Below are 25,341 nucleotides of genomic sequence, written 5' to 3'. Positions count from 1 at the left end.
CAGTGCAAAATAGGACAAATTGCACTGCTTTTCTATAAAAATTTGATTGAAAATTATTTTTCTGATGGGTCAGTAATTTCGTAGTCAGAAGAAGCTTTTGAAGCGCGCATAATAGCTTCTACAATGGCTGAATAATTGCTACGGACATTTCCTGTAGAACGGTCAATAAGGCCGAAACTTTCTTTTCCTGTACAGCCGGCGTTATTGTCCCAGGCAACACAGAGCATTCCGTTTTTTCTTGCTGATTTTACAAGATATTCATCGTAGTATCTCTGGTAGTCGCTGTATTTTGTTCCGTTATAGGTTGCGCCGTATTCACCTACATAAATTGCGCAGTCGGTAAACTTTTTGGCAACTTTTGCAAAGGTTTCGTCCATTGTTTTTTCCTGACCCCAGCTGTCACATTCACCTTTAGGAACGTTACCGTAGTCACTGCCCCACTTTTTTATTTCTGCGTTGATTCCAAAAGAAACAGGCTGGTAGTAGTGGAACGAAAGTGCAAAGCGGTTTATTCCGTCAGAAGCAGAACTGTCTTTGGGGAACTCAAAGGCATCTACTGTAAGGTCGGGGTTTGAGCAGTAGCCGTTGAATGCAAGATAGCGGTAGCTGTTGTTGCCCCAGCCGGAACGCACTACTGTACAGAAAGCCTGACTCCAGCGGTTAAGAATTGCGTAGTTGAGACCGTCGTCCTTGAGGTTTATTCCCCAACCCCAGCCACCATCATGAATTTCGTTAAGGGACTCGAACATAAGGTTACTGCCAAAGTCGCGGAATGCATAGGAAATCTGGCTCCAAAAGTCGGTGAACTGAGATGTTACTTCAAGATATTCGTCACGGCCGTCGTCTGCTTTTGAAACGTTAAGCCAGCTGTTGTTGTCGGCACCGTCGTGGTGAAGGTTGATTACGGCAACAAAACCTGCATCCACCGCATTCTGAACAACTTCTTTTGCGTAAGCCATCCACTGTTCGTTTATTTTTCCTGTAGAAGTATTGTAATGGTCTTTCCATGTGATGGGGATTCTTATAAAGTCAAAGCCTGCTCTCTTGACGTTTGCAAACATCTGCTTTGTTGACTTTACCCCACACCATGGGGAATATGAGCTGCAGTTTGAAGTACTGTTGGAAGTGTCAAGGTCATTGCCAAGATTCCAGCCGGCAGAAAGGTTGTCGCTAAAATATTTTTTTGCACTGTCAGTTTTGTTTACAGAAGACGAAACTGTGGCAGAAGCACTGGAATTCTTTACAGCGGTAATTGTTGCACCGCCTGCCCACACCGAAAGGCCGCTTTTTTTCACGAGGGCGGCGTTTTCTTCAGAAAGTGTGTATACCGTAGTCTGCGTGCCCGACTTAAGGGAAGCACCTCTTTTCAGGGCTGTTGCATTAGCCGACCACGTTCCGCCAGAAAGTGCTGTACCTGACGTTCCTTTTGTAGAAAGCAACAGAACTGCACTTGAAGGCGCAGATGTCTGGAAAAGCCCCTTTCCCGCAACAGTTGTTACCGTAATTGTATCGCCCGATTTTACATTGGCAAAGTTTACGCTGTCAAAAGTTACGATTTCTGTCAACTCACTTGTGTCCAGAGTTTCTCCTGAAGGAGAAGATTCGCATGAAGGCAGACAAAGCATGGCTGCTGCAAAAACGGCACAGACGGCCGCGGTATTTCTAAGTATTCTTTTCATACTAAAAGTGTAACACAGGAAAACCGTGCGCAAAACATAATTTTTTTTACTTTTTATATGAGTTTTTTACGAATTGTTACCGGGAGTAAATGGCCGAAAGTTCGTCAAAATTCCACCGGAGTCCGGTACGGTTATACCAGCTGTTGCAGTCCCAGAGCATGGAACAGAAGCCCAGTTCTTTTGAAAGGGACACGACTGTTCCCAAAAAGTCCATGGTTCTGTCTTTAAGAGAGCCGTTTTTCCAGTGGATTACTTCGTATTCGCCTATTATTACGGGATAGCCTTTGTCAGAAAAATTCGTTTTCATCATTGTAAAAAGTCTGCGCATTTCTGCGATGTCTTCTTCGCTTCCCCAGGTTTCGAAGTTATGGCCGTAATAGGGAGGGCTTTCGGGGTCATTGCAGCCGCAGTAGTCCCAGGGTGTATAATAATGTACAGAAATCATGAGTCTTGCGTCATCTGCGCTGTGAATATCTGAGGGCATTTTGAATCTTGCTTTGCCTTCGTCACAGGTTTTTGTAATGTCGGTATTGTAGCCTGCTATAAGAAGAACACGACCTGTATTGTTTGTGCCTGAAGAGCGCACTATGTCCACAAACTTTTGGTTTATTTCGTTTGTAACTTTATAGCGTTCATCGTCTGTAAGAGAACCGCCCTTGCACGAAAATTCGCCCAGTTCTTCGTTGGCGCCTTCAAGAATGAGTTTTTCGGGCCAGTCAGAAAATTCCTGAGCAATCTGCGTCCAGAGCCCTTCGTAACGGCGCATTGTTTCTTTTCTTACTGCCATATCGCTGTCTGCAAAGCCTTTCCACCAGCCGTTATCCCAGTGAACGTTCAGAACAACATACAAATCGGCGGCAAGTGCATAGGAAACAACTTCTTTTACCCTGTTCATAAAATAAGTGTAAATTTTGTAGTCGCTGCCGCTTTCTGTCTGCATTCCCTTTGACCAGGCAACAGGAATTCTTACTGAATCAAATCCGGCTTTTTTGAGTCCCTGCATCATTCGAAGTGAAGTTTTGGGCATTCCGCCGTCAAGGTCGCTGCTCCACACCGCTTCCATCGTATTGCCAAGATTTGTGCCGTTGCCCATTTCTTTGATTACGGTTGCGGCAGTTTTGTCTGTGTATGTCATGTCAAAGTCTGCAAGATCTGCCTGTGCAGCACCTGAAAGCGACGCGGGTTCACCGCAGGAGAAAAGCATTAATGAAGAAACAGCCGTAAGAAGAACAGCCAGGGTTTTGTGTGTATTCATGCCTATATTGTAAGGGTACAGGTACAGACTGCGAAACCGCAAATATTGCATTAATTTACATTGAGATTTGTGTATGTGAACGGCCGCAACAAAGAAACTGTCTTCCCTATTTATACCCTTGTGCCCGCCCCTATTTACTTTAATTAAATTTCATATATAATTATTAATTGATATTTAACAAAGGATTAATCATGCAAATCGGGGATTTTTTATATTCAGTTATCATTCTTCCAATCGAAGCCGTAATTGAATTTGTTTTCAACTTTTCAATAAGTAAGATGTCTATGCTTGGAGCCGGGGGAGCCATTATTCTTGTAAGCCTGACCGTAAACTTTCTTGCCCTTCCCTTGTACAATATAGCAGATGAAATTCAACTAAAAGAAAGAGCCGCCCAAAAAAGAATGGAAAAATGGACAAGCCATATCAAAAAAACATTTAAGGGCGATGAACAGTACATGATGCTCAATGCATATTACAGGATAAACAATTACAGCCCTGTTTATGCTTTGCGCTCTTCACTGTCCATACTTATAGAAATCCCTTTTTTTATAGCAGCCTATAACTATCTGTCAAAATGTGATGTACTGCTGAACCAGTCTTTTTTTATTCTGGAAAACCTTGGAAAACCGGACACTCTGATTAAAACAGAAAATACAGCCATTCATGTTCTCCCCATAATAATGACGGTAATCAACTGTGTTTCAGGATTTGTTTATTCAAAAGATGCTCCTCCAAGAGAAAAAGTCCAGATTTATGTTCTTGCAGCGATTTTTCTATTCCTGCTGTATGATTCGCCCAGCGGACTTGTATTTTACTGGATTCTTAACAATCTGTTCAGCCTTGCAAAAAACATAATACAGAAATACGTTAAAAAGCCGGGTATCATTGTAGCCGCATGCTTTGACATTATCTTTGCGTTTGCCTCCCTGTATTTTATGTTCTTTAAACCCGAAACAGGCTTCAAAAAGAAATGTGTTGTTTATCTGGCAAGCCTTGTGGTTTTTGTACTTCCTTTCATTTTGAATTCCTACAGCAAATTCTTCGAAAAAAGAAAAATAATTTTCAATGAAAACAAAAAATCATACTTTCTTGCGTTTATTTTTTCTGCACTGGGTATGGCTATACTCTGCGGACTTTATCTTACATCAAGTATGATTTCTACCAGTCCTGTAGAATTTTCATTTTTGGGGAACACAGACCCACCTCTTTCATATTTAACATCATCTTTTGCCTTTGCACTGGGTCTTTTTGTATTATGGCCGCTTGCTGTCTATTTAATGTTCAACGATAAAGTTAAATACGCCTTAACCTATATTTTTGTATGGGGGGGGGTATCAGTGCTGTTTAATTCCCTGGTATTCCGCCAAAATTATGGAACAGTCAGCATTTTTGGAGAACTGGACAACTCTTCACCCCTAAAGCATCTGACAGTAATTCAGCTGGCAGGACCTGCTCTTGTAATTGTCATACTTACAGCAATTATTCTGCTGCTTGAGAATAAAAAGAAACTGAATTATATCTTCCCGGCCATGCTGTCTGTCTGCCTGGTTTATACAGGAATTTCATGCAAAAATATTGTTTCAATAAATTCAGTATACAAAGAAGCTTCTGCAAAAAAAATCCCGGCAGAAAACACAGCAGACAATAAACAGATTCCGACAGTCTACAGTCTTTCGAAAAGCGGAAAAAATGTATTTGTACTTTTTTTGGACAGGGCAATAGGAATTTTTACACCATATATATTTGAAGAATTTCCGGAACTAAAAAATACCTATTCAGGATTTACATTTTATCCAAACACAATCTCTTTTTCTGATTCCACAAACAAAGCAGCACCTGCACTTTATGGCGGGTATGAATACACACCGGAACAGATGAATCTTAGAAAAGATGAGCTTTTACTTGAAAAAAATAATGAAGCCCTTCTTGTGCTGCCCAGAATATTTTCAGAGGCAGGATGGCAGGTAACAGACTTTGATCCGCAGAATCCCAATTATTCAAGCACAGATGATTTTTCTCCTTTTGAAGGACTGCACAATACAAAGGTTCTGTCCCATGTAAGTGGAATAAGTGAAAAATATATTTCTGACCACCCAGAACTTTCTGAGTTTTCAAATGCCGACTTAAGGGTAAAGAAAACGCTACCTAAATTTGCGCTTCTTCAGATGCTTGTACCGATTGCAAGAAACACATACTATAACGGCGCAAAATATTTTTCAGGAGAATACATATCACTGTCGAAGGATTTTATAAAAAGTTTCAGCGAACTTTATTACCTTAGGCAAATGACAGATTTTAAGGCAGAGCGCAACACTTATACTATAATGCACAATATGCTCACTCATAACCCCACATTATTGAAACAACCTGGCTACATGCCTTCAAAAAACCTGAGCGGAATTCCCGCAGGTTCAAAATGCACATACCCTTACTCTATTCACAATGATTATTCTGACATAAAACATTATGAAGTAAATGCATCTGCCCTTTTGAGAATTGCAGACTGGTTGAATTTCCTAAAGGAAAATCACTGCTACAACAATACAAAAATAATAATTGTTTCAGACCACGGTTTCAGAGATACAATACAATACCTTGCCCCGGGTTTTTCAAGGAATACAGATTACGGCTGCTACCAGCCTCTCCTGATGGTTAAAGATTTTAATGCTGAAGGAGAAATAAAAACAGACAACACATTTATGACAAATGCAGACACTCCTGAATTGACTCTAAAAAATCTTGGGCTTGCAGATTCTAATCCTTTTACAGGAAAAAAATTTTCTTCAGACAAAACTGGAGGATTCAATCTGTACAATGCGAATATGACAGACAGAGATTACGATCCGTCAATCCAGAAAAAGAATACAAAGTTTAACCTGTACCTCGAAAGAGGTTTTCATGTGCAGGACAATATCTTTAATCAGAAAAACTGGATTCCGCTTGACAAATGGTTTGAGTCAAACCCCGGCGACAAAGAAAGGGCTGCCCTCTGCGGTGTAAAAGTTAACGGAGAAAAATAATGAATACTTTGCTTTTATACATAGACCCGGGAACAGGCTCAATGCTTTTTTCTCTTTTTATCGGACTTGCAACTACAGCCGTGTTTGCAGGAAGAGCACTGATTCTTAAACTTAAATTCCTTTTCAGTGGCGGAAAACTAAAAGAAGACAACTCAATTGTTCCTTATGCTGTATATTCAGACCACAAACGCTATTGGAATATATTCAAACCGGTTTGCGATGAATTTGAAAAAAGAAAAACCGGACTTTTGTATTTGACACAATCTAAAGATGACCCTGTATTTGGCTGTGACTACAAATTCGTAAAGCCGGAATTTATAGGAGAAGGAAACAAAGGATTTGCAAGACTGAACATGTTAAAAGCAAATATACTTCTTTCAACAACACCCGGTCTTGATGTTCTTCAATGGAAAAGAAGCAGAAACGTAAAATGGTATGTGCACATTCCGCACACTGTTGATGAGCTGGCAGGGTACAGAATGTTTGCTCTTGATTTTTACGATGCAGTTTTGGCTACGGGGACAAATCAAAAAGATACAATCCGCAGTCTTGAAAAAGCAAGAAACGAAAGTCCAAAAGAAATAACAGTCTGCGGGTGCGTTCATTTTGATTCCATGAAAGAAAGGGTACTAAAAAGTGCAGTTGACAAAAAAACAGAAACAACGGTTCTGGTTGCTCCAAGCTGGGGAAAATCTTCCCTTCTGAATTTATACGGAACAGATTTACTGGATTCGCTGAGCAGTTCCGGATTCAATATCATAATAAGACCGCATCCGCAGTCATATACGGCAGAACCAAAACTTCTGCAAAACTTAAAAGCAAAATATGCAGATAATACCCGAATAGTCTGGAATAATGACAATGACAATTTTGAATGCCTGCAGAATGCAGATATAATGATTACTGATTTTTCAGGCATTATTTTTGACTACTCAATGATTTTTGACAAACCGCTTTTATACACCAGGCCGCAAGCTTTTGATGACGCCCCCTACGAGCAGTCATGGCTTAACGAAGAAAGATGGACATTCAAAGTATTACCGGAATTGGGAATTGAATTAAAGGAAACAGATTTTGCGAACATAAAAGATGTCATTTTATCTGCAATAAAAAGCACAACACTTGAGCGCAAAAGAAACGCGATAAGAAAACAGTGCTGGGATAACCCGGGAAACGCAGTAACAAAAGTTTTTGAATATCTTGCAAACAAACAAACTCAAATAATGGAGGAAACTATATGTTAAATTTTACAGTCGGACCTGTACAAATTCAGGAAGATATATTGGAGCTGGGAAAAGAACAGGTTCCATATTTCAGAACAGATGAATTTTCGGCACTCATGAAAGAAAATGAAAAAATAATTCTTTCACTGTTTGACGCGCCAGAAAATTCAAGAAGTATTTTCATGACAGGAAGCGGAACATCCTCAATGGAAGCCGGTGTAATGAATTTTTTTACTGCAAAAGACAAAGTTCTTGTAGTAAACGGCGGAAGTTTTGGTGAACGTCTTGCCGAACTGTGTGAAATACATGAGATTCCATACACGCAGATAAAACTTCAAAGCGGTAAACCGCTGACAGAAGAAATTCTTGGCAGTTACGAAAACAAAGGATATACCGGCTTTCTTGTACAGCTATGCGAAACATCTACCGGTGTACGTTACGATATGAATATGATCGGAGACTTCTGCAGGCGCAACAACATGTTTCTTTTTGTAGACGCGGTTTCGGGTTTTCTTGCAGATGAAATAAGCATGAAAAAAATGAACATCAACGCAGCAATAACAGGAAGCCAGAAAGCACTTGCCCTTCCACCGGGACTTTCTGTTATCTGCATGGATGAAAAAGCAGTTGAGCGCTGCAATACAAACAAAGTACACTCACTTTACTTTAATCTTGCCTCTTACCTTAAAAACGGCGAGCGCGGGCAAACTCCTTTTACACCGGCCGTTTCTATACTTATCCAGTTAAACTCAAGATTAAAGGAACTTGCAAAAGACAATGGCAAATCTGAACACGCAAAAATTGCAGAACGTGCTTCTTACTTCAGAAATATAATAAAAGAACTTCCCTTTACTGTTTTTACCGACTCATCAGCACTGTCAAATTGTGTTACAGCCCTTAAAGTCAACGATGAAAAAGTTTCTGCACACAGACTTTTTGAAGTTGTCAAGGATGAATATAAAATATGGATTTGTCCCAACGGCGGCGAGCTTAAGGACAAAGTATTCAGAGTGGGTCATATAGGAAACCTGTCTTTATCTGATTACGATTCACTTGCAGAAGCGTTAAAGAAAGCCCTTGCAAAATTGGAGGAAAACTAAAATGATAGGAAACAAAACTGTTGTCTACACCAGCGGTACTTTTGACATGCTGCATGCAAATCACATTAAAATGATTGAATATGCAAGAGCTTTAGGTGATATTCTGATTGTTGGTGTAAACACAGACGAACTTGTTGCTTCATACAAGTCAGAACCAATTATACCCTTTGACGAAAGAATTGCTTTGGTAAAGGCGCTCAAATACCCCGACATCGTAATTCCGCAAAAGTCACTTGACCACGCAGACAAAGTAAAAAAACTTCATTTTGACATCTTTGTTGTTGGTGATGACTGGGTTGGAAAATATGACTACCTTGAAGAACAGGGTGTGACTGTAGTTTACTTTCCTTACGGACAGGGAATAAGTTCTACTGAATTAAAGAACCGCATTTACGAACGCTACAAGAAGCTTCACCACGAAGCAGACAATCATTTTCCAAACGACATTCAGATAAAATAAACTGCGTCTAAAAAAAAGTATTCCATCGGTTTTTTGAAAAAACCGATGGAAACTTAAATTATTTCAGTAACTGCTTATGACAGGTTCCGGAATGAATCCGGAATGAATGCTCATTTTATTACAGGTTGATTCCGCAGCAAACAGAAATCAAACCGGCATCAAGACTCCAAGTATCCCCTGCCTTCTGGTCTGTGCGCTCATACCACACATCAATGTAGAATCTCTCGAATGGAGTAATTTTACATCCAAGTTTTGTAGTAAGCGTAAGATTGTCGGCATCGTACGTAGGGTTGTCGTTGAAGTTGTTGTATGCCTGACGTGAATAGATTGTATTACCGTCGGCATCTGTTCCTTCTGCAGCACCGTAGTCAATGCTCGGAACATACCAGGCAAAGATATAAGGCATAACGTTGCGGTTTACGCGGTATTCCATCTGTGCAATACATGCAAAAAGGAACTCGTCATAAACCTGAGCGTTGGGGGCTGTATATTCCTTGCCGCCAATGTTCATGAATTCCATCTGGAAGAAGCCGCCAAGATTTCTGATGGGGCTTGCAGCAGGATCTTCGTTAAACGAAAGGATTCCGTTAATAACACCATCTTTGTTCATGTTAAAGCCGGCACCGAATCCAACCTGGTTTGCTGTATCTCCAGAAAGCTGCATTCCGCCAAGTTTTTTGTCGCGCTTGAACTGTGCACCGGTTCCGCGGAACAGCCACTGAAGACCGCCACCGACTTCCCAGTCATAGTCATCGTGAATTGCTTCACTTGCAAGTGCTGTCTGGTAAACAAAGTCAAAGCCGGCATAAGGTCGCAGAACACCAAAACCGCCAATGTTAATGTTGTACTCGTAGCCAAGACCAAGTGCAAGCGGTGCCTCTACAAGAGCAGAAGCGTCGGCTTCGGGATCATTTGCACCGGACACAACAACAGTAGTAGTAATCTCTTCACTGTCTGACGGCAAAGTCTCGCGGCTTGTATCTGCAGGCGCAGTATAGGTTCCGTAGTTTATGGCATACAGGGCAGAAAGTGAAACCTTCTGTTTCATAGTCGGGTTCCATGTTGCATCTGCACCGAATACCCAGGAATTGTCGTCATTATTCTTGCCGTTTTTCCAGGAGCCTGCCTTTACATTTGCCTGAAAGTCAACTCCGTTAAAGCCGGCGCTGTACATACCGTAAATTTCTACTTCGCGGCGTGACAGGTGAACAAGGTCGCGTCCAATAACAGAAACAGTACCACCGTTTCCTGAATAAGGTCCGCCTGAATGGAACAGCGGAAGCCTGAAGTACTGGTTTTTGTCTCCGGTACGGTTGCTCATGTTGTTGTCCAGCATAGAGCGAATTGAAGCCTGGCTCATTGTAATCTGCGGGTCAATTCCTGCAGCACGAAGCCACCATTCACCATACTGAAGTTCTGCAATAAGGGTATTGAACCAGATAGATTTTGCCTGATCCCTTACACCAATGTCGTTAATATTTGACGATCCGGAATTATTGAAATTATATCCGCGCCAGGCATAAATTGCAGTATTGGACATCTTGAGTGCGGCAGAAAGTCTGTCACGTCTTGGGTTAAGTCCCATGTCCTTGTACGGCGTAAACTCAAACCACAAGTCACAGCCAAGATTTGTTTCAAGTCCCGTAGAACCGTCGTTAAGGTCGGCGGCGAACGTTGTGTTAAAGTCCATGCCCATGTTGTTTCCGCCAAAGAACGGAACTGCAACGTCTGCGAACATAAGTGCGGAGGAAATCAGGACAAGTAATAAACTTGCGTATCGTTTCATTGTGACACCTCCCAAAATTACAGACGAATTACACAGGCAATACCAAGGGCACCCTTATCCTGAATATCGCTGTCTTCCTTACCCTTTGTGATAAAATCAAGAGAGTAGTTAAGGTCAATTGAGAAATACTGAACAGGAGTCATGTAGCATCCAACCTTTGCGGTTACGATGTCTTTTCCTGTAAAGTGCTCACCGTTGGCAGAAAGCTCCGGAGCATACTTGCCGTAAACATACGGAAGGAATTTTCCGTTGATAAGATATTCAAGCTGTCCGCAAACTGCTGTGTGCATGTTGTCAGATGCAATTGCGCTCATTTCGAGCTGAGCAAAGTATCCGAGGTTTGGAATAAGAGCACGACGGTCTGCAATCTCAAATGCGCTGAACACAAGATTTGTTGTCATGTCTGCATCACCGAGTTTTGCAAGGTTTGCACCAAGTGAAATTCCAACCGGAACAATTTCGTCGTAGTCAACTTCACGATGGCTTGCAAGGTAGTCTTCGCCGCGGAAGTAAATGTAAGTTCCCGCACCAAGTTCCCAGCTCTTGTTTGAAGTATTTTGGAGATCCATGTTGTAGTCAAACCCAACGAAAGGTTTCATTACAACTTTTTTTACAAGCGGAATTTTGTAGTCTGCACTGATTCCTGCTGCAAACGGATTTTCGCCAAGATCTGCATCGCAGTTAACGCCTGCAAGAACATTTGCTTCTATCTTCATGTTTTCTACAGGATATGCAGTTGATTCAAGACCAAAAAGCCATGCGTTGTTGTCATTATCGCGGCCGTTGTAAAGGGACGCTGCCTTTGCCAGAGCAGTAAACTTGCTGAACTCTACACCAAAGCCAAGCTGTCCCGAAATATCATCCTTGTAGTCGGGGTCTACAAAATCTCTTGTAAGGGCTGTTCCCAAAAGAGGAAGTCCCTGTTTGTTGTAGCGTGTCTTTGAATAAAGGGCATAATCCTTTTTGATGTACCAGCGGTCGTCTGTGTCCATGACATCATCAAAAATTGAATTGAGTGATGCCTGTGAAACTTCCATGGGGTTTGTTGTTCCTGCAACCTGAAAATAGAAATTCTTCCAGACAACGTCGGCGCTTATGTCACCGTAACTCAAAACAAGCGGACGTGAAGCCCATGAGTTAACATTGTCCTGTTCGTAGTTGCCGCCCTTTGCAAAATAAGTTTCCATCCACTGAAAGCACATGTCCTTTACAATAAGACGAACGCCCGGCTGCATGTAGCCGTTTTCGCTTACAGCACCTCTGTCTGCCTTGTCAAAAAGCGGAAGATAAAGTTCTATGCCAACGTTTGTTTCAAGACCGGCAGATTTGTCGTTCATGTCCATTACAAATTCTGTACCGGCTTCTACACCAAGACGTCCCTGGCTTGAAACCTGCATGAAGTGGTCTGACTTTACTTCCTGTGCGTGGGTTTCGGCTTCCTGAGCAAACAACGTAAATGGAGCGCAGGCACATACAGCTGCGCAAAGCAGTTTATTAACACGTTTCATTTTTTCCTCCTCCTGGGGATTTATGTATGAGTTTTTTTTTATTTACCGTTCAAATAAATATTTTCACTTTCGTTGCCGTCTTTATCAACAAAAGCAATCTGTATACCGCCACCGTTGACAAACTTTTTTGAAACCTTAAGTGTATAGGTCAAAACAAGTCTGTCTATTTTTGTTAAATTAAGCGTTTTAGACAAAGAAAATACTTTTGGAGAACCGCTATAGTTACCTGTATCTTCAGAAGACCAGACTATTGCATTACCCCATTTGTCTGTTTTATAATTTTCAAAAGGAACATTTTCAAAAAGCAAATCTGTATATTTACTGTGCGGTCGGTATTTTTCACCGGCAGAATAGAGTGTAAAGGTAACAGGAAGATTGGCCCATCCGCTGTCACAACAATAGTCAAAAATTTTAATGCTCTTTATTCTTTCCAAGTCACATTTATTTGTGTCTTTTTTTAATTCTGAAACCAACTGGTAATGAAGTTTTGTTTCTACATCAAAAACTTCGTTGGGGTCGGAATTGCAGGAAAACAAAGATCCTACCAATAAAGAAATAAAGAAAATCTTAAAAATATTTTTTTTCAAGTTATCCTCCTCATTAAAAAGGGCTGTCAAAAGAGACAGCCCTGTATCCAATAATTAAATTACCGGATTATTAGTTTGAAGCATAGAAAACTTTTGATTCAAAAGTAATTCCTGCAATTTCATCTGCAACCCAGTCGTCGGTAGCCGCGTCAGATTTTACATACCAGTTGAGATTTGAAAGATTTGCATTGCAACCCCAACTTTCTGGAGCAGCTTTAAGAGTCCAATCAAGTCCCTTAAGGATAAATGTATATGTACCATCCTTTGTTATCTCAACTACATCTGTTGTAAGTTCATTACCAGCCTCGAGAGCCTGTGCATACATCTTAAAGTTACCATAACTCTTTGTAATTCCACTTACAGTCAGTTCAACCTTGAGAGCTGTAATAACTGGAAGATTTGCAAGATCTTTAAGTTCCTTTACATAGCAGTCTGCCCACGGGTTTGAATATCCGATATCTGCATAGACTGAACCTTTCTCGTTACCTTTCTCGTTTTTCAGCTCTGTTGCAACTGTTTTAGAAGAATCAACTTTACCGGCTTCGAGAGTTCCTTCTACCCAAACATATTCTTTTTCTTTTCTTTCTGAATTATCTGCAGTGGCCTTTACATTTGTAAGAAGAACAGACCCAAAACCCCAGTCATTAGATTTTGAATTCTGAAGGATAATATAACGGAACTTTCCTTTTTCTACAGGGAATTTATCCCATGACAACTGTAACGTAAGAGCTGTACCTTCTGATGCAAGGGTTTCAAACAATGCATCATTAATTTCTGCACCATCTTTCAGTGTCATAGAACCTTCCGGGAATTTTACTTCAACTGTTTCAAGTTCTTCAGGAATAGTTTCTGTTGCACTAAACCCAACAGCAAGAGCACTGATACCTTTCCATGAAGCAGCCTTCATGCTTACTGTAATAGCATTTGCTGTTGCAGCATCAAATTCAGAGCCTAGGTCAAGAACTGTAGAAATTGTATCTACAGTATTATAAGTGCCATCAGCAGCTCCATCAGGCCATCCACTATAAATCGCTTTAAGTTCAATATTATTTTTTTCTGTTACTTCTACTGGCGGTGTATCAGGTGTGTCCGGTTTGTTGTTGTCTGTGGTTCCGTTTTCACAGCCAAGAAGTGCCATTGATGCTACGGCCATTGCCGCAAGCCAGTTGAGTTTTTTCATAGGAATATCCTCCATAATTTGTTTGTTTCAATACAGAAACTCGTTTACTCCACGGAACGACGGGCAGCAAAAACCGTTCTGTTCCGCTTCGTAATTATAGAGTAAGCCCACATGTGCCAATTTAAAACCTTAAAAATTTCAATAAAAACATTATTTTTTTAGTTTAGTAACGCAATTTGTAAAAAAAGTACGTATTTTTCTGCCCTGCCGCCCTTTACTATGGAAACAAATTCCTGCAATTTTACAAAAACAATGCAGTTGTGCAGTTTGTTATGAAGTAGAGTGTAGTTTTACTACACTCTACTTCATAAGGATTTAATTTTCTGATACAGTATAACCAAGAGGTCATTTATGCTTTTAGAAGAACTGATTCCCGGTATTAATATAGAAGATGATAAAACAGAATTCAAACGTTTCCTTGAAGAAGGAAAATCCGAAGATTCCGGTAAAAATAAAGAAATCGGATGGCTCAAATCTTTTGCAGCCTTTGCAAACACAGATGGCGGTACTGTTTACATCGGAGTCGACAATAAAAGCCATAATATTATTACAATGGATCATGAAACCGCAGATAAACAGGTACTATTAATTCACCGGCAGATAAAACAACGACTGGAACCTGCTGTATCTTATAAAATTGAATCCATTCCGGTTAAAGAAAAAGAAAGTACTCGTTATATTTTAAAAGTCAGCATTGCAAAGAGTCAGATTCTTCCTGTTATGCTGCACGAAGATAATCTGCTTGGAATATATATCCGTAATTTTGGAAATTCAGTTCTTGCTACTCCGGAACAGGTTCGTGATTTGGTTTTGCTGAGTGATAATAATCCTTTTGACCAGCCGTTTACGCAGAAAAAATTTTTACGCGAGGAATTCAAAAAACTTTTTGATTTATATAATGAAAGAGTTGGAAATCCCCTTACAGAAAAGGCATAAAAGTTCTTAAAAAAGAAAAAAATATTTCTTCAATTATTCCACGCCGCCGCAATGAAGTAATTTGTTCAATTCTTGAATATTGCAGGTATATGGAATCCAAAGGTTCCGTTTTTGATAAAATTGAACAGGACTATGCCGGTAAAGGGGAATCTTATAAGCCTTATATTTCTGCCGACACCAGTTCCTTTACGCTTATTCTGCCTAATCTTACTTTTGCGCCGGGTGTTATCGATGAAAATACAATTCCTGAAATTCATATTGAAGGTATTTTGAATGAAAAAATGATTTCAAAATTCTTTCTTATTGTTTTTCAAAGTCCCGTTCTGCAAAAGAAATCGCTGAATATCTGGGAATAAATGCATCAACATATTTTAGAAAAGAAACTCTAGGAAAGCTGGTTGAACAGAATTATCTAATCGAAGATAAAACCGGTACTGCATGGAAATATTTATCAAATCCTGACAAAGTATTTGTATAATTTCTGCTGTTTCTGTATTTGCCGTCTGCCGCGCTCTGCAAGCAAATTCTTGCAATTAACGCTTTTCTGCAATATAATAAAAGTATGATAAAAAAAAATCCAATTGGGCTAACCGCAGCGCTTCTTTTTGCACTTGCAGTTTGTTCTGTTTGGGGAGAGGAGTTGCAGAAAGTTTCGCACAATCCGTGGGAACTGATAATTTACCGGCCTGAAAATTCAGCGCAGATAAATGAAGAACGCTGCTGGCTTACCCTGCGCGATGATAAAGGAAGTGAAATAAAAGTTTCTGCGCAAAATTATCCCAACGGAATAAGCGCAACTTACGAGTGGATTTCAAATCCCGATGTAATAAACAAATACGAGCGGTCAATCTATCTTTCCGGCGGAATGGCAATGCACCTTCACTTACAGCCTGGAAAATACACAATTACTTTTTCTACACCAAAAGAAAAGCAGCTCAATAAAACAATCAACGCAAAAGAAAACTGGACTTCGAATGAATTTATTTACAATACAGAAAACCCTGCAAAAGTAATTTTTGTAACGCCAACCGCAAATGAAAACGGATTTTACACAGGCGGCTGGCATATATCTGCAAAGGCTCCGGAGTTTTTTAAAGTTGCAAAACCCAAACGCAAATAATCTGTTCCTCTTTAGTCAATCAAATCATTTTGAAAGCGCGACAGATGTTCGTAAGGAAGAATAAGTCTTCCCCTGAAAAGTCCGCAGCCATCATTGATTAAAGAATTATCGACTGCAGAAAACATGTTCACATCGATTTTTGAAAGATCAAGTTTCTGCAGCATCATTCCGCGCTCGTAGGCTTCATCAAAATACTGACACTCCCCTACCGGAATTTTATCACGCCTTGCGCGTTCCGCTTCCTGCCGCTTTTCGTAGCCAAGATGATTGGCCGGCCCTATTTCTGCAAAGTCATCCATGTCTTTTGTTCTGAGCTGAACTTCGGCAAAACTGCGCGAAAGGTTGTCGTAAAGCGTAATATGCAGCGAACGATAGCCGGCTTCTTTCTGGCCAAAAATATAATCCTTGTAATAAGGACGCACATCTTCGCAAAGAGGACTGCCGGCCTGTGCTGTATTGGAAGATGCAAGCTGTGAGGCAAACCCGTGTTCTTCAAGAATTTCTGGAAGTGCATTTGCAAGCTCGTACAGATATTTTATTTCTTCACTCTCGCGGTTCTGTCCCTGTGCAAGATGACAGCGCGGAAGTGAAATTACAAATCTGTACGCAATTAAATCTCGTATCTTACTGAGTTTATCCTTGAGTTCAGGCAAAGAAGGAAAAGTTCCGTTAGCAAGATAGTGTTTGTAAACAAGACCTACAATTTTTCCGTTGAATTTTTCTTCTGCACGAATCAGGGATTTTATTCGGCCTTTGAGTGTAAAAGCAAGAAAAGGATATTCCCTCGCCATGAATTTGTAAAACTCAAGAATACGCTGTGACTGCGAAGTAAGGAATTCATTGTGCTGCAGAAGTTCAGAAATGCGTATCAAAAAATTGCTGTGAACCAAATCTATCTGATTATGATTTTTAATTCCATTTTCCCTGAGGTCATCAGAATAGCAGTGAAGTATTTTTAACACCGTGTCACCGGAATAAAGGTAGTCGTTTAGTGAAAGCATAATTGTTCCGCCGTAATTTAAAATAAAAAAAGCACCCCTCAAAAGAAGGATGCCTCTTTGCATAATTACATGCTATATCTTTAATTAAAAAACGTCAAGATAGTTTTTGCACGGAGTATTTTCTTCAAGTTGAACTGTCGCAAATTTTGCGATAGTTAGTTTATTAACACATTGTGGCAGTCGATGATTGATTTTGCGATCCAGCGTTGGTACAACTGGTACACTTAAATTTCTCGACTCTTGGAAAAACGGACAAAATTCAGTAAATTTACCTTGGAAAAACGGACAAAAAATGTTAAAATAACGTTAGAAAAACGGATAAAGCGCAGGAAAGAATAATGCAAAGAAAAATTGATTTGTTTTTAGAAGATTTTTTTAAAACTCAAAAAAAAGCACTTTTGTTGACGGGTGCTCGCCAGGTTGGAAAAACTTATGCCGTAAGACAATTTGGAACAAAAAATTTTGAAAACTTTATTGAATTAAATTTTATTGAAAACCCTGGTTTAAAATCAATTTTTCAAAATGTAGGAAATGTTGAAGAAATTATTCTAAGACTCTCTTCAGAATTTGGAAATAAAATGATTCCTAAAAAAACTTTGATTTTTTTTGATGAAATTCAAGAATGTGAAGAAATTGTTACTATCATAAAATTTCTTGTAGAAGAAGGCAGTTATTCTTATATTCTAAGTGGGTCGTTGTTAGGAGTTGAATTAAAAGATTTGCGATCCGTTCCTGTTGGATTTTTAGCAATAAAACAAATGTATCCTTTAGATTTTGAAGAATTTCTAACTGCTTGTGGAATAAATCAAAATATTTTTTCTGCTTTAAAAAACTGTTTTGAAAAACTTATTCCGGTAGATGATTTTATTCATAAAAAAATTCTTTCTTTATTTAGATTATATCTTGTTGTTGGAGGAATGCCGGAAGTTGTTTTAAAATATCTTGAAACAAATAATCTTTTTGAAGTATGGAAAAGTCAGAATTATATTCTTGAACTTTATAAAAAAGATATTTCAAAATATGATAAAAAAAATAAATTATATTTAAATGAAATTTTCGAGCTTCTTCCTGCAGAACTAAATGAAAAAAACAAACGCTTTATTTTAAAGAAGTTAAATGAAAATATTAAATTCTCGCGTTATGAAAATAGTTTTATTTGGTTAAAAGATGCAGGAGTTGCTTTGCCAACATATAATGTACAAGAACCAAAGACATCTCTTATTCTTTCAAAATCAAGGAATTTATTCAAATTATTTCAATCTGATGTCGGACTATTAGCATGTCAATATGATTCTTCAATACAACTTAAAATTATAAATGATGAAATAAATTTAAATTATGGTGGAATATACGAAAATGCTGTTGCACAGGAACTAAAAGCGCACGGTTTTGATTTATATTATTTTAACAGCAAAACGCAAGGTGAAGTTGATTTTATAATTGAACAGGATTCTCAAGTGATTCCGATTGAAGTAAAATCTGGTAAATATTATGAAAGACATAATGCACTCTTAAATCTATTGAATAATCAGGAATATGAGATAAAAAAATCTTTTGTCCTTTGCAATGATAATTTAAAAATTGCTAAAAAAATAATTTATCTTCCAATTTATATGATTATGTTTATTCAAAAAAATCAAGAAAAAAAAGTAATTTATAAACTGGACATAGAAGGTTTAAATTAATTTTTTCTCTAAAACAACTGACCCTGAAGTTTTAATTTTTCTTTTGGTTCAAAGGTTTTATCAAATTCTTCTACCAACTCGTCGGAAACAAAATATTGTTCACTTGCTTTTTGTACTGAATAATCCAAAAGCTTTTTTCCGTACCCTTTTCGATTAAATTCAGAAGCAATACCGAGGTTGTTTCAAAACAGCTTTTGAATCCAAAAAAATCGAGTAACAAACAAGTTATAATCATAGAAGTACATTTAAAACCTGGATCTGCTCAACCTAGACACATTCATAAATCGTAGGAATAAATTTGGTATGCATTGAAAGGAAAAGGAAAATTATTTCTTACAAATTAAAAAATTATTTTGTAGTTTTTAAAACCCAGCGTTGGACTTTTTCTTTTGACTGCAAAAGTTCTGCGCGGTAAACGCCTATTGGTTCTAAGACTGTTGCAGATTTTGGAAGAGCCGATTTTAATTCGCGGAGTATTGCTTCAATTCCGCTTGTTCCGTGTGCACAAAAAGGAATAACTGTTTTTCCTGCAAAATCATATTCTTCCAGAAAAGTCAAAACAGGCATTGGAAGACTTGACTACCAGTTTGGAAATCCCAGATAAATTACATCGTAATCGTCAAAGTTTAAAATATGAGTTTTTAATTGCGGACGCATTCTTCTTGATTTTTCGCGATATGCTCTGTCCATGCAATCGTTGTAGTCGCTTGGACATGCTTCTTTTGCAACAATAGAAAATGTATCTGCACCGTTTTGTTCTTTTATCCACTATGCAATCATCGCAGTATTTTCCGGAACAACAACACTTGCAGAAGTAACCGCATCAAGTCCCGATTTGTCTGCGTCGCCCTTTGCCCTGAAATGTTCCATTGCACTTCCCTGCGACATAAGAGAAACAACTGTTACAAGGGAGCGGTTGCGCAACGAAAGTTTTTCTTCTCGACTCCAGACTTCACCGAATAAAATATCATCATTCAAATGCGCAAATTCCGGAGCAAAAGTTCCGAGCGAATCGCAACCTGCTGTTTGTTTTACTGCCATAATATTTCCTCTTTATAAAAATTAAATTTCTGAATCTTTAAGCCACTTTGCAATATCGCTTTTTAACGTGCTGCCGCCTGAATAATGAACGTAAAGTCCCTGAATAATTTTTGCGTCCGGAGCAAGTTTTGTAATTGCACTTATGCTCTGACCAAATCTACCGCCACCATGTGAACAAAAAGGCATAATTGTTTTTCCAGCAAAATCATAACTTTCCAAAAAGGTTGCAACTGGCATTGGAATCGAAGCCCACCAGTTCGGATAGCCCAAAATAATTGTGTCATATTCCGAAAAGTTTTTTACAGTTGCATTGAGTTCCGGCCGTGCATTTTTATGCTGGTCTTCCTGAGCCTGTTTTAAAACTGTATTGTAATTTGTTGAATAAGGAACTTTCGGTTCAATTTCAAAAATATCAGCTCTGATCTGATTTGCAATTTCCTGTACAATTCCGCGAGTATTTCCACCCCAACTAAAATATGCAATCAAAAGCTTTTTTGATGAATTTGAATTTTGAGCCATTGCAATTCCTCCAAAAAAAACTGCTGTTAAAATCAAAAACAATTTCTTTATTTTCATAAAATTCTTCCTCCAATTTGTTCCTGAAAATTTATTTATTTTTTGCAATTCTAAATCCGCATGAAGAAAAAATATCATCCTGCGGAATTGAACTTCTGTAAGCACTTCTCATATGTTTTGCAAAATCGTTCCAACCGCCGCCTCGAACAATTCGTGTTGAACTTCCGTTGTCGCACACTGGATTTTTTGATTCTACAACTGAATATTTTGCGTAATTGTCAAAGCACCATTCTGCGACATTTCCGTGCATATCGTAAATTCCCCATTTATTGGGTTTAAAAGATTTTACAGAAACAGTGTGCCCTCTGTAAGTTCCGGGCTGCGCTTCAAGTTTTGAAGAATCAAAATAATTCTGCTCAATCTGATAAGGATAATGACCGTAAAAGTTTGCATCATCGGCGTCCAAAGATTTTTCAAGGTTGAACGGAGTTTTTGTTCCGGCTCTGCATGCGTATTCCCATTCAGCTTCTGTTGGAAGTCTGTAGCCGTTTGCGTTTTTATTCCACGTAACTTTTTGACCGTTTATTGAATAACATGGAGTAAGATTTTCAAACTTGCTTTTTTCATTGCAATATTCAACAGCGTCCAAAAAACTTACATTCTCTACGGGAAGATTTTTTCCACGGAATTGTGACGGATTTTTTTTCATAACGCGCTCATATTCTTCCTGCGTAGTTTCTGATTTTGCAATATAAAATGAATCAATAAAAACTTTGTGCTGCATTTCATCGTTTTCACGCCAGTCTTCTGTTACAGCACTTCCCATCATAAAACTTCCTGACGGAACAAGAACAAAATCACCGGAAAAACTTTGTGCCATCACAATTCCTCCAAGAAAAACAAAAAATAAAAAAATTAAAAACCTTTTCATTATTTCACCTCGATTTTTATTCAACTTTTTCAAGCCATTCATTAAAACAGTCTATACCGGGAACTTCTATTGCAAGATGCGAAAACCAGCTATCGTCAGCAGCGCCGTGCCAGTGCTTAATTCCTGGTTTGATATTTACAACATCGCCCGGTTTTAAATGCTGAACAGATTTTCCCCATTCCTGATAAAGACCGTTTCCTGCAACGCAAATTAAGATCTGACCGCCGCCTTCTTTTGCATGATGAATGTGCCAGTTGTTGCGGCAACCGCTTTCAAAAGTTACATTGAATATTTTTACTTGTTCTGTCGAGAGTGGTTCAAGAAATGATTTTCCTGAAAAATATTGTGCAAAGCCGTCGTTGTGTTTTTCGATATTGAACGGCATTTGTGATTTTAATTCTTCAAGCGTAACTTTTGTATTCATTATTTTACCTCAATAATTCTGTAGTTCTGTTTTCCGACACCGATTTTTTCGGCACCGTTAAGAACTGTATCAACGCCGTGCATTGAATTCCATCTTGCAGTCTGTGCATCTGTTCCGCGATGTGACGAAAGATAAAGGCTGTCAATAAAAGTTACGTTTGTTTCTTTTGCAAGACCTGTAAGAAGTTTTGGATCAAGATACTGTTCTCCGGGTTCTTCAAAAATAACTTTTAATGCAGTTTTGTCTGTAAGTTTTTTTTTCCTGTAGCACGATAAAGTTTTAAAATGTTTTCTGAAGAAATATCGCGGCTAAAATAAACTGCCGGCGCATTTCTGTCTGTAACTGCATAATCAAGTTTTGTAATGTCGATGTCAGTTCTTTTTCCTGAACCTGAAATGGACGCTCCAACAGTCTGAGCAAAACACGATGCTAATACACATGCAAAAATTGAAAATAGAAAAAATATTTTTTTCATTTTCTACCTCCAGTTTTTAACTTCGTTTTCACTCACATTTCTGCCAAATCTTTTGCCGCTTTTCCAAACTGCGCCAGGTGTTTTTTTTGCAAGATTTGTTGCGCTTGTTCCGATTGAACTTCCACCCGATGTGCAGAACGGATAAACTGTTTTACCTGAAAAGTCTGCGCTTTCTACAAATGTGTAAACGATATTCGGCGCCTGATACCACCAGATTGGATATCCCAAGTAAATTGTGTCGTAACCTGAAATATCAATTTTTACTTTCATTGCAGGACGAATTGTTTCGAGTGCGTTGCATTCTTTTGTTGTGCGTGAATTATTGTCATTCCAGTTCAAATCCTGTGAAGTATAAGGCTGTTCCGGTTTGATTTCTATTAAATCGCTTCCTGTAATTCCTGCAATTTTTTGTGCTACTGATCTTGTAATTCCAGTTGCAGAAAAATAAATTACTGCCGATTTTGATTGTGCCATAACAATTCCTCCAATAAATAACGCTGTGAACAATGTAATGATTTTTTTCATGGAATTTACCTCTCACAAAATTCTTTATAAAATTAATTTACAACGATTTCAGAAGCATTACAAATACTTTGTTTTTATAGGAAATTATACTTTTAAAGTATATCGTTTCATGATAACAAAGTATTTGAATAGAAAAATACCCATGTGTTAAAATAAACAAAATTCTAAGCAAGGAAGAATGTTATATTTACAGGAAAATACATAGCAAGGTGCAAAAATTACAGCCAATGCAATAAGAGGAATGTAATGTGTAAAAATTTCACTTACCAGAAAAATTGTTGACGGAATTATTAAAAACATAAATGCAAGACTGTAAAAGTTTATAAATTTCATTTTTTCTTCCATAATAGCTTTCTTAATTTTTTTACAAATATTCTACCGGAATTGTTGTAACACCTTTATGCACGAGGAGGAGTTCGGAGCCTGTACAGACAATTCCACCATCTCCTATTTTTGCTAAAGGAAATGCTCCGGCCTAAGTCTTAAAATGTCTTGCATCTTTTTTTCAGGATTGATTATATTATCTTCAATGTGACGGGCATAAAAGATATGTAACCTTCTGTAATATAAAAATAAGCTAATCTGGGAAACAGTCCTATTTAAGCTTATTTTTTTTGGCAGGTCAATTTATTTTAAATTTCATTCCCATTTTTCAAATAACTGTTAACTTTCCTTAAGCTTAATTAAAAACTGTTCTGCAGCTTTTGAGAAAACCTGGTATTTTTTCCAGATAAATGACAGTTCAGCTTCAACTGCAGGTTCAAGAGGCCTAAAACACAAATTGCTGTTATCTCCCGTATTGATTATTTTATCAAGTACAATTGCATAACCCAATCCTTCATCTACAAGAAGAGATGCGTTGAATAATAAATTGTAAGTTGCAACAATATTCAACTTTTCAAGATTGCAGTTAAGCCATGAACTGAAGTCTCCACCTTGATTTCTTTGATGTGAAATGATCAGCGGTTTGTCATACAAGTCTTTTGGCGTAATGTACTTTTTGTGTGAAAGTTCTGAATCTTTACGCATCAAAACTCCCCAAGTATCTTTAGAAGAAAGTTTTAAGGAATTATATTTTTTTGAATCGACATTTCCAAAAACCAGGCCAAAATCAATCAAGCCTTTGTCCAACTGTTCCAGAACAAATTCTGCATTACCGCTTGAAATATGATAATGAATGTCTGGATAATTTGATTGAATTTCTTTTGCAATTTTTGCAAGAAGTCTTACTGCATCTGTTTCGCCGGCTCCGATATACACATCACCTGCAATTATATTATCAGAAAGTGAAATTTCATTTTCAGTTTTTTCTATAAGATTTAAGATTTCTTCTGCACGTTTTTTTAAGATCATTCCTTCTTCGGTTAAAGTGATTTTTCTTGTACCTTTTGTTCCGCGGATTAAAAGCTGTTTACCGAGTTCTTCTTCCATATTTCGAATTTGAGTTGAAAGAGATGGTTGTGACAAGTGAAGTGATTCAGCAGCACGATTTATACTTTGTTCTCTTGTTACCGTAAGAAAATATTTTAAAACACGAATTTCCATTTTACAATTTCCTCCGTTTTTTGAATGTTGTCTGAATACAAAAATATAATATCACATTTTTCTATAGTTTTAAAATATAAAAATGCATTAAAAATAAGTATTTGATAAGTTTTTTGAATAAAACTATAATTTGATTGTAAATAAAAAAAGGTGTTTAAAATGAATTTGGAAAAATCTGAAAATTACGGTTCCAGACAGGTCGTTATACAAAATTTACAGGATGCAGGATGTACACAGAAAATGGTTCAGCGCATTATGACACAGCTGGAAGAAGATGATTTTGAAGAATTGTCAAAACTTTTGGAACAACACAGAAGCTGTCTTTTAAATTTAATTCACGATAAAGAAAAACAAATTGACTGTCTTGATTATCTTGTTTATCAGATTAAACGGAATAAAGAACAGTAAATAAAGGAGATTCTCAAAGTAGAATGAAAACAATAGAAAATCAGAAATTTGACGAAGAAAGAGCTTTGTACGATAGTTCAGAATTAATACTTAAAAACTGTTCTTTTGACGGAATCGCAGACGGTGAAAGTGCATTAAAAGAATGCCGTAAAATTGAAGTTGACAACTGTTTTTTTAATCTCCGTTATCCTTTCTGGCACAATCGCGGACTAAAAATTTCAAATTCAAATATGACAGAATTCTGCAGGGCGGCTTTATGGTATTCAGCGAATATTGAAATTCAAAATACAAAAATGCACGGAATAAAAGCTCTTAGAGAATGCAACGATGTTGTTATTGAAAACTGCGATATTAATTCTCCGGAATTCGGTTGGTCAGTAAACAAAATCCAAATGAAAAATACTTCAGCAGAAAGTTAATATTTTATGATGCGTTCTTCAAATTTAAAATTTGAAAATGTTCAGTTTAATGGAAAATATTCTTTTCAATATATTATTAATGCCGAATTTGACAACTGTTTATTTGATACAAAAGATGCATTCTGGCATTGCAAAAATGTAACAGTTAGAAACAGCACTGTAAACGGGGAATATCTTGCCTGGTATTCTGATAATTTGACTCTGATCAATTGTAAAATCAGCGGAACACAGCCGTTTTGTTATTGTAAAAATCTTAAGCTTGTTGAGTGCGAAATGGTGAATACCGATTTATGTTTTGAAAGATCAGAAGTTCAAGCCAACATTACATCTTATGTAGAAAGTATAAAAAATCCGCTTTCAGGAGTAATTCGTGTTCCGGAAGTAGGAAAAATAATTTTTGATATTCCCCAGGCAAAAGGAAAAATATTGATTGACACTCTTAAACCAAGTGAAGTAAAAAGAGTTTACGATTACCTAAAAAATCCTGTTTTAACAAGTTTGTAAAATAATAAATATG

At 37.9% G+C, this 25,341-nt stretch carries 23 protein-coding genes and 2 pseudogenes; 10 read left to right on the top strand and 15 right to left on the bottom strand.

Annotated features, from left to right (window positions below; genetic code table 11):
* Window positions 1-53: 53 nt before the first annotated feature.
* The gene (locus tag IWA51_RS05475) at window positions 54-1,679 is read right to left on the bottom strand and encodes a glycoside hydrolase family 5 protein (protein ID WP_198443516.1); all 1,626 of its coding nucleotides are present in this window, start codon (window positions 1,677-1,679) and stop codon (window positions 54-56) included.
* Window positions 1,680-1,755: 76 nt separating this feature from the next.
* Window positions 1,756-2,934, bottom strand: coding sequence for a glycoside hydrolase family 5 protein (locus IWA51_RS05470; RefSeq protein ID WP_198443515.1), 1,179 nt, complete (start codon window positions 2,932-2,934; stop codon window positions 1,756-1,758).
* 167 nt (window positions 2,935-3,101) lie between these two features.
* Here IWA51_RS05470 and IWA51_RS05465 point away from each other — a divergent pair, with 167 nt between their 5' ends.
* Genes IWA51_RS05465 through IWA51_RS05450 form a run of 4 tightly spaced genes read left to right on the top strand, consistent with a single transcriptional unit; the run spans window position 3,102 to window position 8,737 of the window.
* Window positions 3,102-5,954, top strand: coding sequence for a YidC/Oxa1 family membrane protein insertase (locus IWA51_RS05465; RefSeq protein ID WP_198443514.1), 2,853 nt, complete (start codon window positions 3,102-3,104; stop codon window positions 5,952-5,954).
* Window positions 5,954-7,198: a CDP-glycerol glycerophosphotransferase family protein gene (locus tag IWA51_RS05460; RefSeq protein ID WP_198443513.1), complete on the top strand. Its 1,245-nt coding sequence runs from the start codon at window positions 5,954-5,956 to the stop codon at window positions 7,196-7,198. The genes IWA51_RS05465 and IWA51_RS05460 overlap by 1 nt, the downstream gene beginning before the upstream one ends.
* Window positions 7,192-8,277, top strand: coding sequence for a pyridoxal-phosphate-dependent aminotransferase family protein (locus IWA51_RS05455; protein ID WP_198443512.1), 1,086 nt, complete (start codon window positions 7,192-7,194; stop codon window positions 8,275-8,277). Before IWA51_RS05460 ends, IWA51_RS05455 begins: the two co-directional genes overlap by 7 nt.
* 1 nt (window position 8,278) lies before the next feature.
* Window positions 8,279-8,737: an FAD synthase family protein gene (locus IWA51_RS05450; protein ID WP_177527863.1), complete on the top strand. Its 459-nt coding sequence runs from the start codon at window positions 8,279-8,281 to the stop codon at window positions 8,735-8,737.
* A gap of 118 nt (window positions 8,738-8,855) precedes the next feature.
* Here the strand turns inward: IWA51_RS05450 and IWA51_RS05445 are convergent, their stop codons facing one another.
* The 4 genes from IWA51_RS05445 to IWA51_RS05430 form a co-directional block, all read right to left on the bottom strand.
* Complete coding sequence (locus IWA51_RS05445) at window positions 8,856-10,523, bottom strand: hypothetical protein (RefSeq protein WP_198443511.1); 1,668 nt, start codon at window positions 10,521-10,523, stop codon at window positions 8,856-8,858.
* A 17-nt stretch (window positions 10,524-10,540) separates the two neighbouring features.
* Window positions 10,541-12,031, bottom strand: coding sequence for a hypothetical protein (locus IWA51_RS05440; RefSeq protein ID WP_198443510.1), 1,491 nt, complete (start codon window positions 12,029-12,031; stop codon window positions 10,541-10,543).
* Window positions 12,032-12,069: 38 nt separating this feature from the next.
* Window positions 12,070-12,618: a hypothetical protein gene (locus IWA51_RS05435; RefSeq protein WP_198443509.1), complete on the bottom strand. Its 549-nt coding sequence runs from the start codon at window positions 12,616-12,618 to the stop codon at window positions 12,070-12,072.
* A 70-nt stretch (window positions 12,619-12,688) separates the two neighbouring features.
* The gene (locus IWA51_RS05430; protein ID WP_198443508.1) at window positions 12,689-13,798 is read right to left on the bottom strand and encodes a hypothetical protein; all 1,110 of its coding nucleotides are present in this window, start codon (window positions 13,796-13,798) and stop codon (window positions 12,689-12,691) included.
* Window positions 13,799-14,149: 351 nt separating this feature from the next.
* On the opposite strand from IWA51_RS05430, the gene IWA51_RS05425 reads away from it, so the two are divergent.
* The 3 genes from IWA51_RS05425 (at window position 14,150) to IWA51_RS05415 (ending at window position 15,854) form a co-directional block, all read left to right on the top strand.
* Window positions 14,150-14,734, top strand: coding sequence for an AlbA family DNA-binding domain-containing protein (locus tag IWA51_RS05425; RefSeq protein ID WP_198443507.1), 585 nt, complete (start codon window positions 14,150-14,152; stop codon window positions 14,732-14,734).
* Window positions 14,731-15,090: an ATP-binding protein gene (locus IWA51_RS05420; protein WP_198443675.1), complete on the top strand. Its 360-nt coding sequence runs from the start codon at window positions 14,731-14,733 to the stop codon at window positions 15,088-15,090. Before IWA51_RS05425 ends, IWA51_RS05420 begins: the two co-directional genes overlap by 4 nt.
* Window positions 15,091-15,296: 206 nt before the next feature.
* The gene (locus tag IWA51_RS05415) at window positions 15,297-15,854 is read left to right on the top strand and encodes a hypothetical protein (RefSeq protein WP_198443506.1); all 558 of its coding nucleotides are present in this window, start codon (window positions 15,297-15,299) and stop codon (window positions 15,852-15,854) included.
* An 11-nt stretch (window positions 15,855-15,865) separates the two neighbouring features.
* Here the strand turns inward: IWA51_RS05415 and IWA51_RS05410 are convergent, their stop codons facing one another.
* Window positions 15,866-16,918, bottom strand: coding sequence for a nucleotidyltransferase family protein (locus IWA51_RS05410; protein WP_198443505.1), 1,053 nt, complete (start codon window positions 16,916-16,918; stop codon window positions 15,866-15,868).
* A gap of 275 nt (window positions 16,919-17,193) precedes the next feature.
* On the opposite strand from IWA51_RS05410, the gene IWA51_RS05405 reads away from it, so the two are divergent.
* On the top strand, window positions 17,194-18,540 hold the full coding sequence (locus IWA51_RS05405) for an ATP-binding protein (protein ID WP_198443504.1): 1,347 nt from the start codon (window positions 17,194-17,196) through the stop codon (window positions 18,538-18,540).
* A gap of 348 nt (window positions 18,541-18,888) precedes the next feature.
* On the opposite strand, the pseudogene IWA51_RS12915 reads toward IWA51_RS05405, so the two are convergent.
* From IWA51_RS12915 to IWA51_RS05365, 8 genes and pseudogenes are all read right to left on the bottom strand, one after another.
* Window positions 18,889-19,305 (bottom strand): annotated as a pseudogene (locus IWA51_RS12915) (flavodoxin).
* Window positions 19,306-19,308: 3 nt separating this feature from the next.
* Complete coding sequence (locus IWA51_RS05395; protein WP_198443502.1) at window positions 19,309-19,581, bottom strand: carboxymuconolactone decarboxylase family protein; 273 nt, start codon at window positions 19,579-19,581, stop codon at window positions 19,309-19,311.
* A gap of 21 nt (window positions 19,582-19,602) precedes the next feature.
* Window positions 19,603-20,157 (bottom strand): flavodoxin, encoded by a 555-nt coding sequence (locus IWA51_RS05390; RefSeq protein WP_198443501.1) that lies wholly within the window; start codon window positions 20,155-20,157, stop codon window positions 19,603-19,605.
* 31 nt (window positions 20,158-20,188) lie between these two features.
* Window positions 20,189-20,977 carry a formylglycine-generating enzyme family protein gene (locus IWA51_RS05385; protein ID WP_230402721.1) on the bottom strand — a complete coding sequence of 263 codons (789 nt, stop codon included), beginning with the start codon at window positions 20,975-20,977 and terminating at the stop codon, window positions 20,189-20,191.
* A 67-nt stretch (window positions 20,978-21,044) separates the two neighbouring features.
* On the bottom strand, window positions 21,045-21,452 hold the full coding sequence (locus tag IWA51_RS05380) for a cupin domain-containing protein (protein WP_215905262.1): 408 nt from the start codon (window positions 21,450-21,452) through the stop codon (window positions 21,045-21,047).
* Between the two features lie 229 nt (window positions 21,453-21,681).
* Window positions 21,682-21,927, bottom strand: coding sequence for a hypothetical protein (locus IWA51_RS05375; protein WP_198443499.1), 246 nt, complete (start codon window positions 21,925-21,927; stop codon window positions 21,682-21,684).
* A gap of 3 nt (window positions 21,928-21,930) precedes the next feature.
* On the bottom strand, window positions 21,931-22,401 hold the full coding sequence (locus tag IWA51_RS05370; protein ID WP_230402720.1) for a flavodoxin: 471 nt from the start codon (window positions 22,399-22,401) through the stop codon (window positions 21,931-21,933).
* Between the two features lie 714 nt (window positions 22,402-23,115).
* On the bottom strand, window positions 23,116-23,997 hold the full coding sequence (locus IWA51_RS05365; RefSeq protein WP_198443498.1) for a LysR family transcriptional regulator: 882 nt from the start codon (window positions 23,995-23,997) through the stop codon (window positions 23,116-23,118).
* Between the two features lie 159 nt (window positions 23,998-24,156).
* On the opposite strand from IWA51_RS05365, the gene IWA51_RS05360 reads away from it, so the two are divergent.
* Together IWA51_RS05360 and IWA51_RS12655 are read left to right on the top strand one after the other, a co-directional pair.
* Window positions 24,157-24,405, top strand: a complete 249-nt coding sequence (locus tag IWA51_RS05360; RefSeq protein WP_198443497.1) for a hypothetical protein — start codon at window positions 24,157-24,159, stop codon at window positions 24,403-24,405.
* 23 nt (window positions 24,406-24,428) lie between these two features.
* Window positions 24,429-25,328, top strand: a pseudogene (locus IWA51_RS12655) (DUF3737 family protein).
* Window positions 25,329-25,341 lie beyond the last annotated feature (13 nt).

Origin of the sequence: Treponema peruense (assembly GCF_016117655.1) — a bacterium.
Lineage (GTDB): Bacteria > Spirochaetota > Spirochaetia > Treponematales > Treponemataceae > Treponema_D > Treponema_D peruense.
Note: the sequence above shows the minus strand (reverse complement) of the source record. Positions and strands in the feature narration are given on the sequence as shown.

Excerpts from the sequence above, each read along its gene's own strand:
- IWA51_RS05475 (WP_198443516.1), bottom strand. The coding sequence starts at position 1,679 with ATGAAAAGAATACTTAGAAATACCGCGGCCGTCTGTGCCGTTTTTGCA.
- IWA51_RS05470 (WP_198443515.1), bottom strand. The coding sequence starts at position 2,934 with ATGAATACACACAAAACCCTGGCTGTTCTTCTTACGGCTGTTTCTTCA.
- IWA51_RS05460 (WP_198443513.1), top strand. The coding sequence starts at position 5,954 with ATGAATACTTTGCTTTTATACATAGACCCGGGAACAGGCTCAATGCTT.
- IWA51_RS05455 (WP_198443512.1), top strand. The coding sequence starts at position 7,192 with ATGTTAAATTTTACAGTCGGACCTGTACAAATTCAGGAAGATATATTG.
- IWA51_RS05450 (WP_177527863.1), top strand. The coding sequence starts at position 8,279 with ATGATAGGAAACAAAACTGTTGTCTACACCAGCGGTACTTTTGACATG.
- IWA51_RS05445 (WP_198443511.1), bottom strand. The coding sequence starts at position 10,523 with ATGAAACGATACGCAAGTTTATTACTTGTCCTGATTTCCTCCGCACTT.
- IWA51_RS05440 (WP_198443510.1), bottom strand. The coding sequence starts at position 12,031 with ATGAAACGTGTTAATAAACTGCTTTGCGCAGCTGTATGTGCCTGCGCT.
- IWA51_RS05430 (WP_198443508.1), bottom strand. The coding sequence starts at position 13,798 with ATGAAAAAACTCAACTGGCTTGCGGCAATGGCCGTAGCATCAATGGCA.
- IWA51_RS05425 (WP_198443507.1), top strand. The coding sequence starts at position 14,150 with ATGCTTTTAGAAGAACTGATTCCCGGTATTAATATAGAAGATGATAAA.
- IWA51_RS05415 (WP_198443506.1), top strand. The coding sequence starts at position 15,297 with ATGATAAAAAAAAATCCAATTGGGCTAACCGCAGCGCTTCTTTTTGCA.
- IWA51_RS05410 (WP_198443505.1), bottom strand. The coding sequence starts at position 16,918 with ATGCAAAGAGGCATCCTTCTTTTGAGGGGTGCTTTTTTTATTTTAAAT.
- IWA51_RS05405 (WP_198443504.1), top strand. The coding sequence starts at position 17,194 with ATGCAAAGAAAAATTGATTTGTTTTTAGAAGATTTTTTTAAAACTCAA.
- IWA51_RS05395 (WP_198443502.1), bottom strand. The coding sequence starts at position 19,581 with ATGGCAGTAAAACAAACAGCAGGTTGCGATTCGCTCGGAACTTTTGCT.
- IWA51_RS05390 (WP_198443501.1), bottom strand. The coding sequence starts at position 20,157 with ATGAAAATAAAGAAATTGTTTTTGATTTTAACAGCAGTTTTTTTTGGA.
- IWA51_RS05385 (WP_230402721.1), bottom strand. The coding sequence starts at position 20,977 with ATGGCACAAAGTTTTTCCGGTGATTTTGTTCTTGTTCCGTCAGGAAGT.
- IWA51_RS05380 (WP_215905262.1), bottom strand. The coding sequence starts at position 21,452 with ATGAATACAAAAGTTACGCTTGAAGAATTAAAATCACAAATGCCGTTC.
- IWA51_RS05375 (WP_198443499.1), bottom strand. The coding sequence starts at position 21,927 with ATGAAAAAAATATTTTTTCTATTTTCAATTTTTGCATGTGTATTAGCA.
- IWA51_RS05370 (WP_230402720.1), bottom strand. The coding sequence starts at position 22,401 with ATGGCACAATCAAAATCGGCAGTAATTTATTTTTCTGCAACTGGAATT.
- IWA51_RS05365 (WP_198443498.1), bottom strand. The coding sequence starts at position 23,997 with ATGGAAATTCGTGTTTTAAAATATTTTCTTACGGTAACAAGAGAACAA.
- IWA51_RS05360 (WP_198443497.1), top strand. The coding sequence starts at position 24,157 with ATGAATTTGGAAAAATCTGAAAATTACGGTTCCAGACAGGTCGTTATA.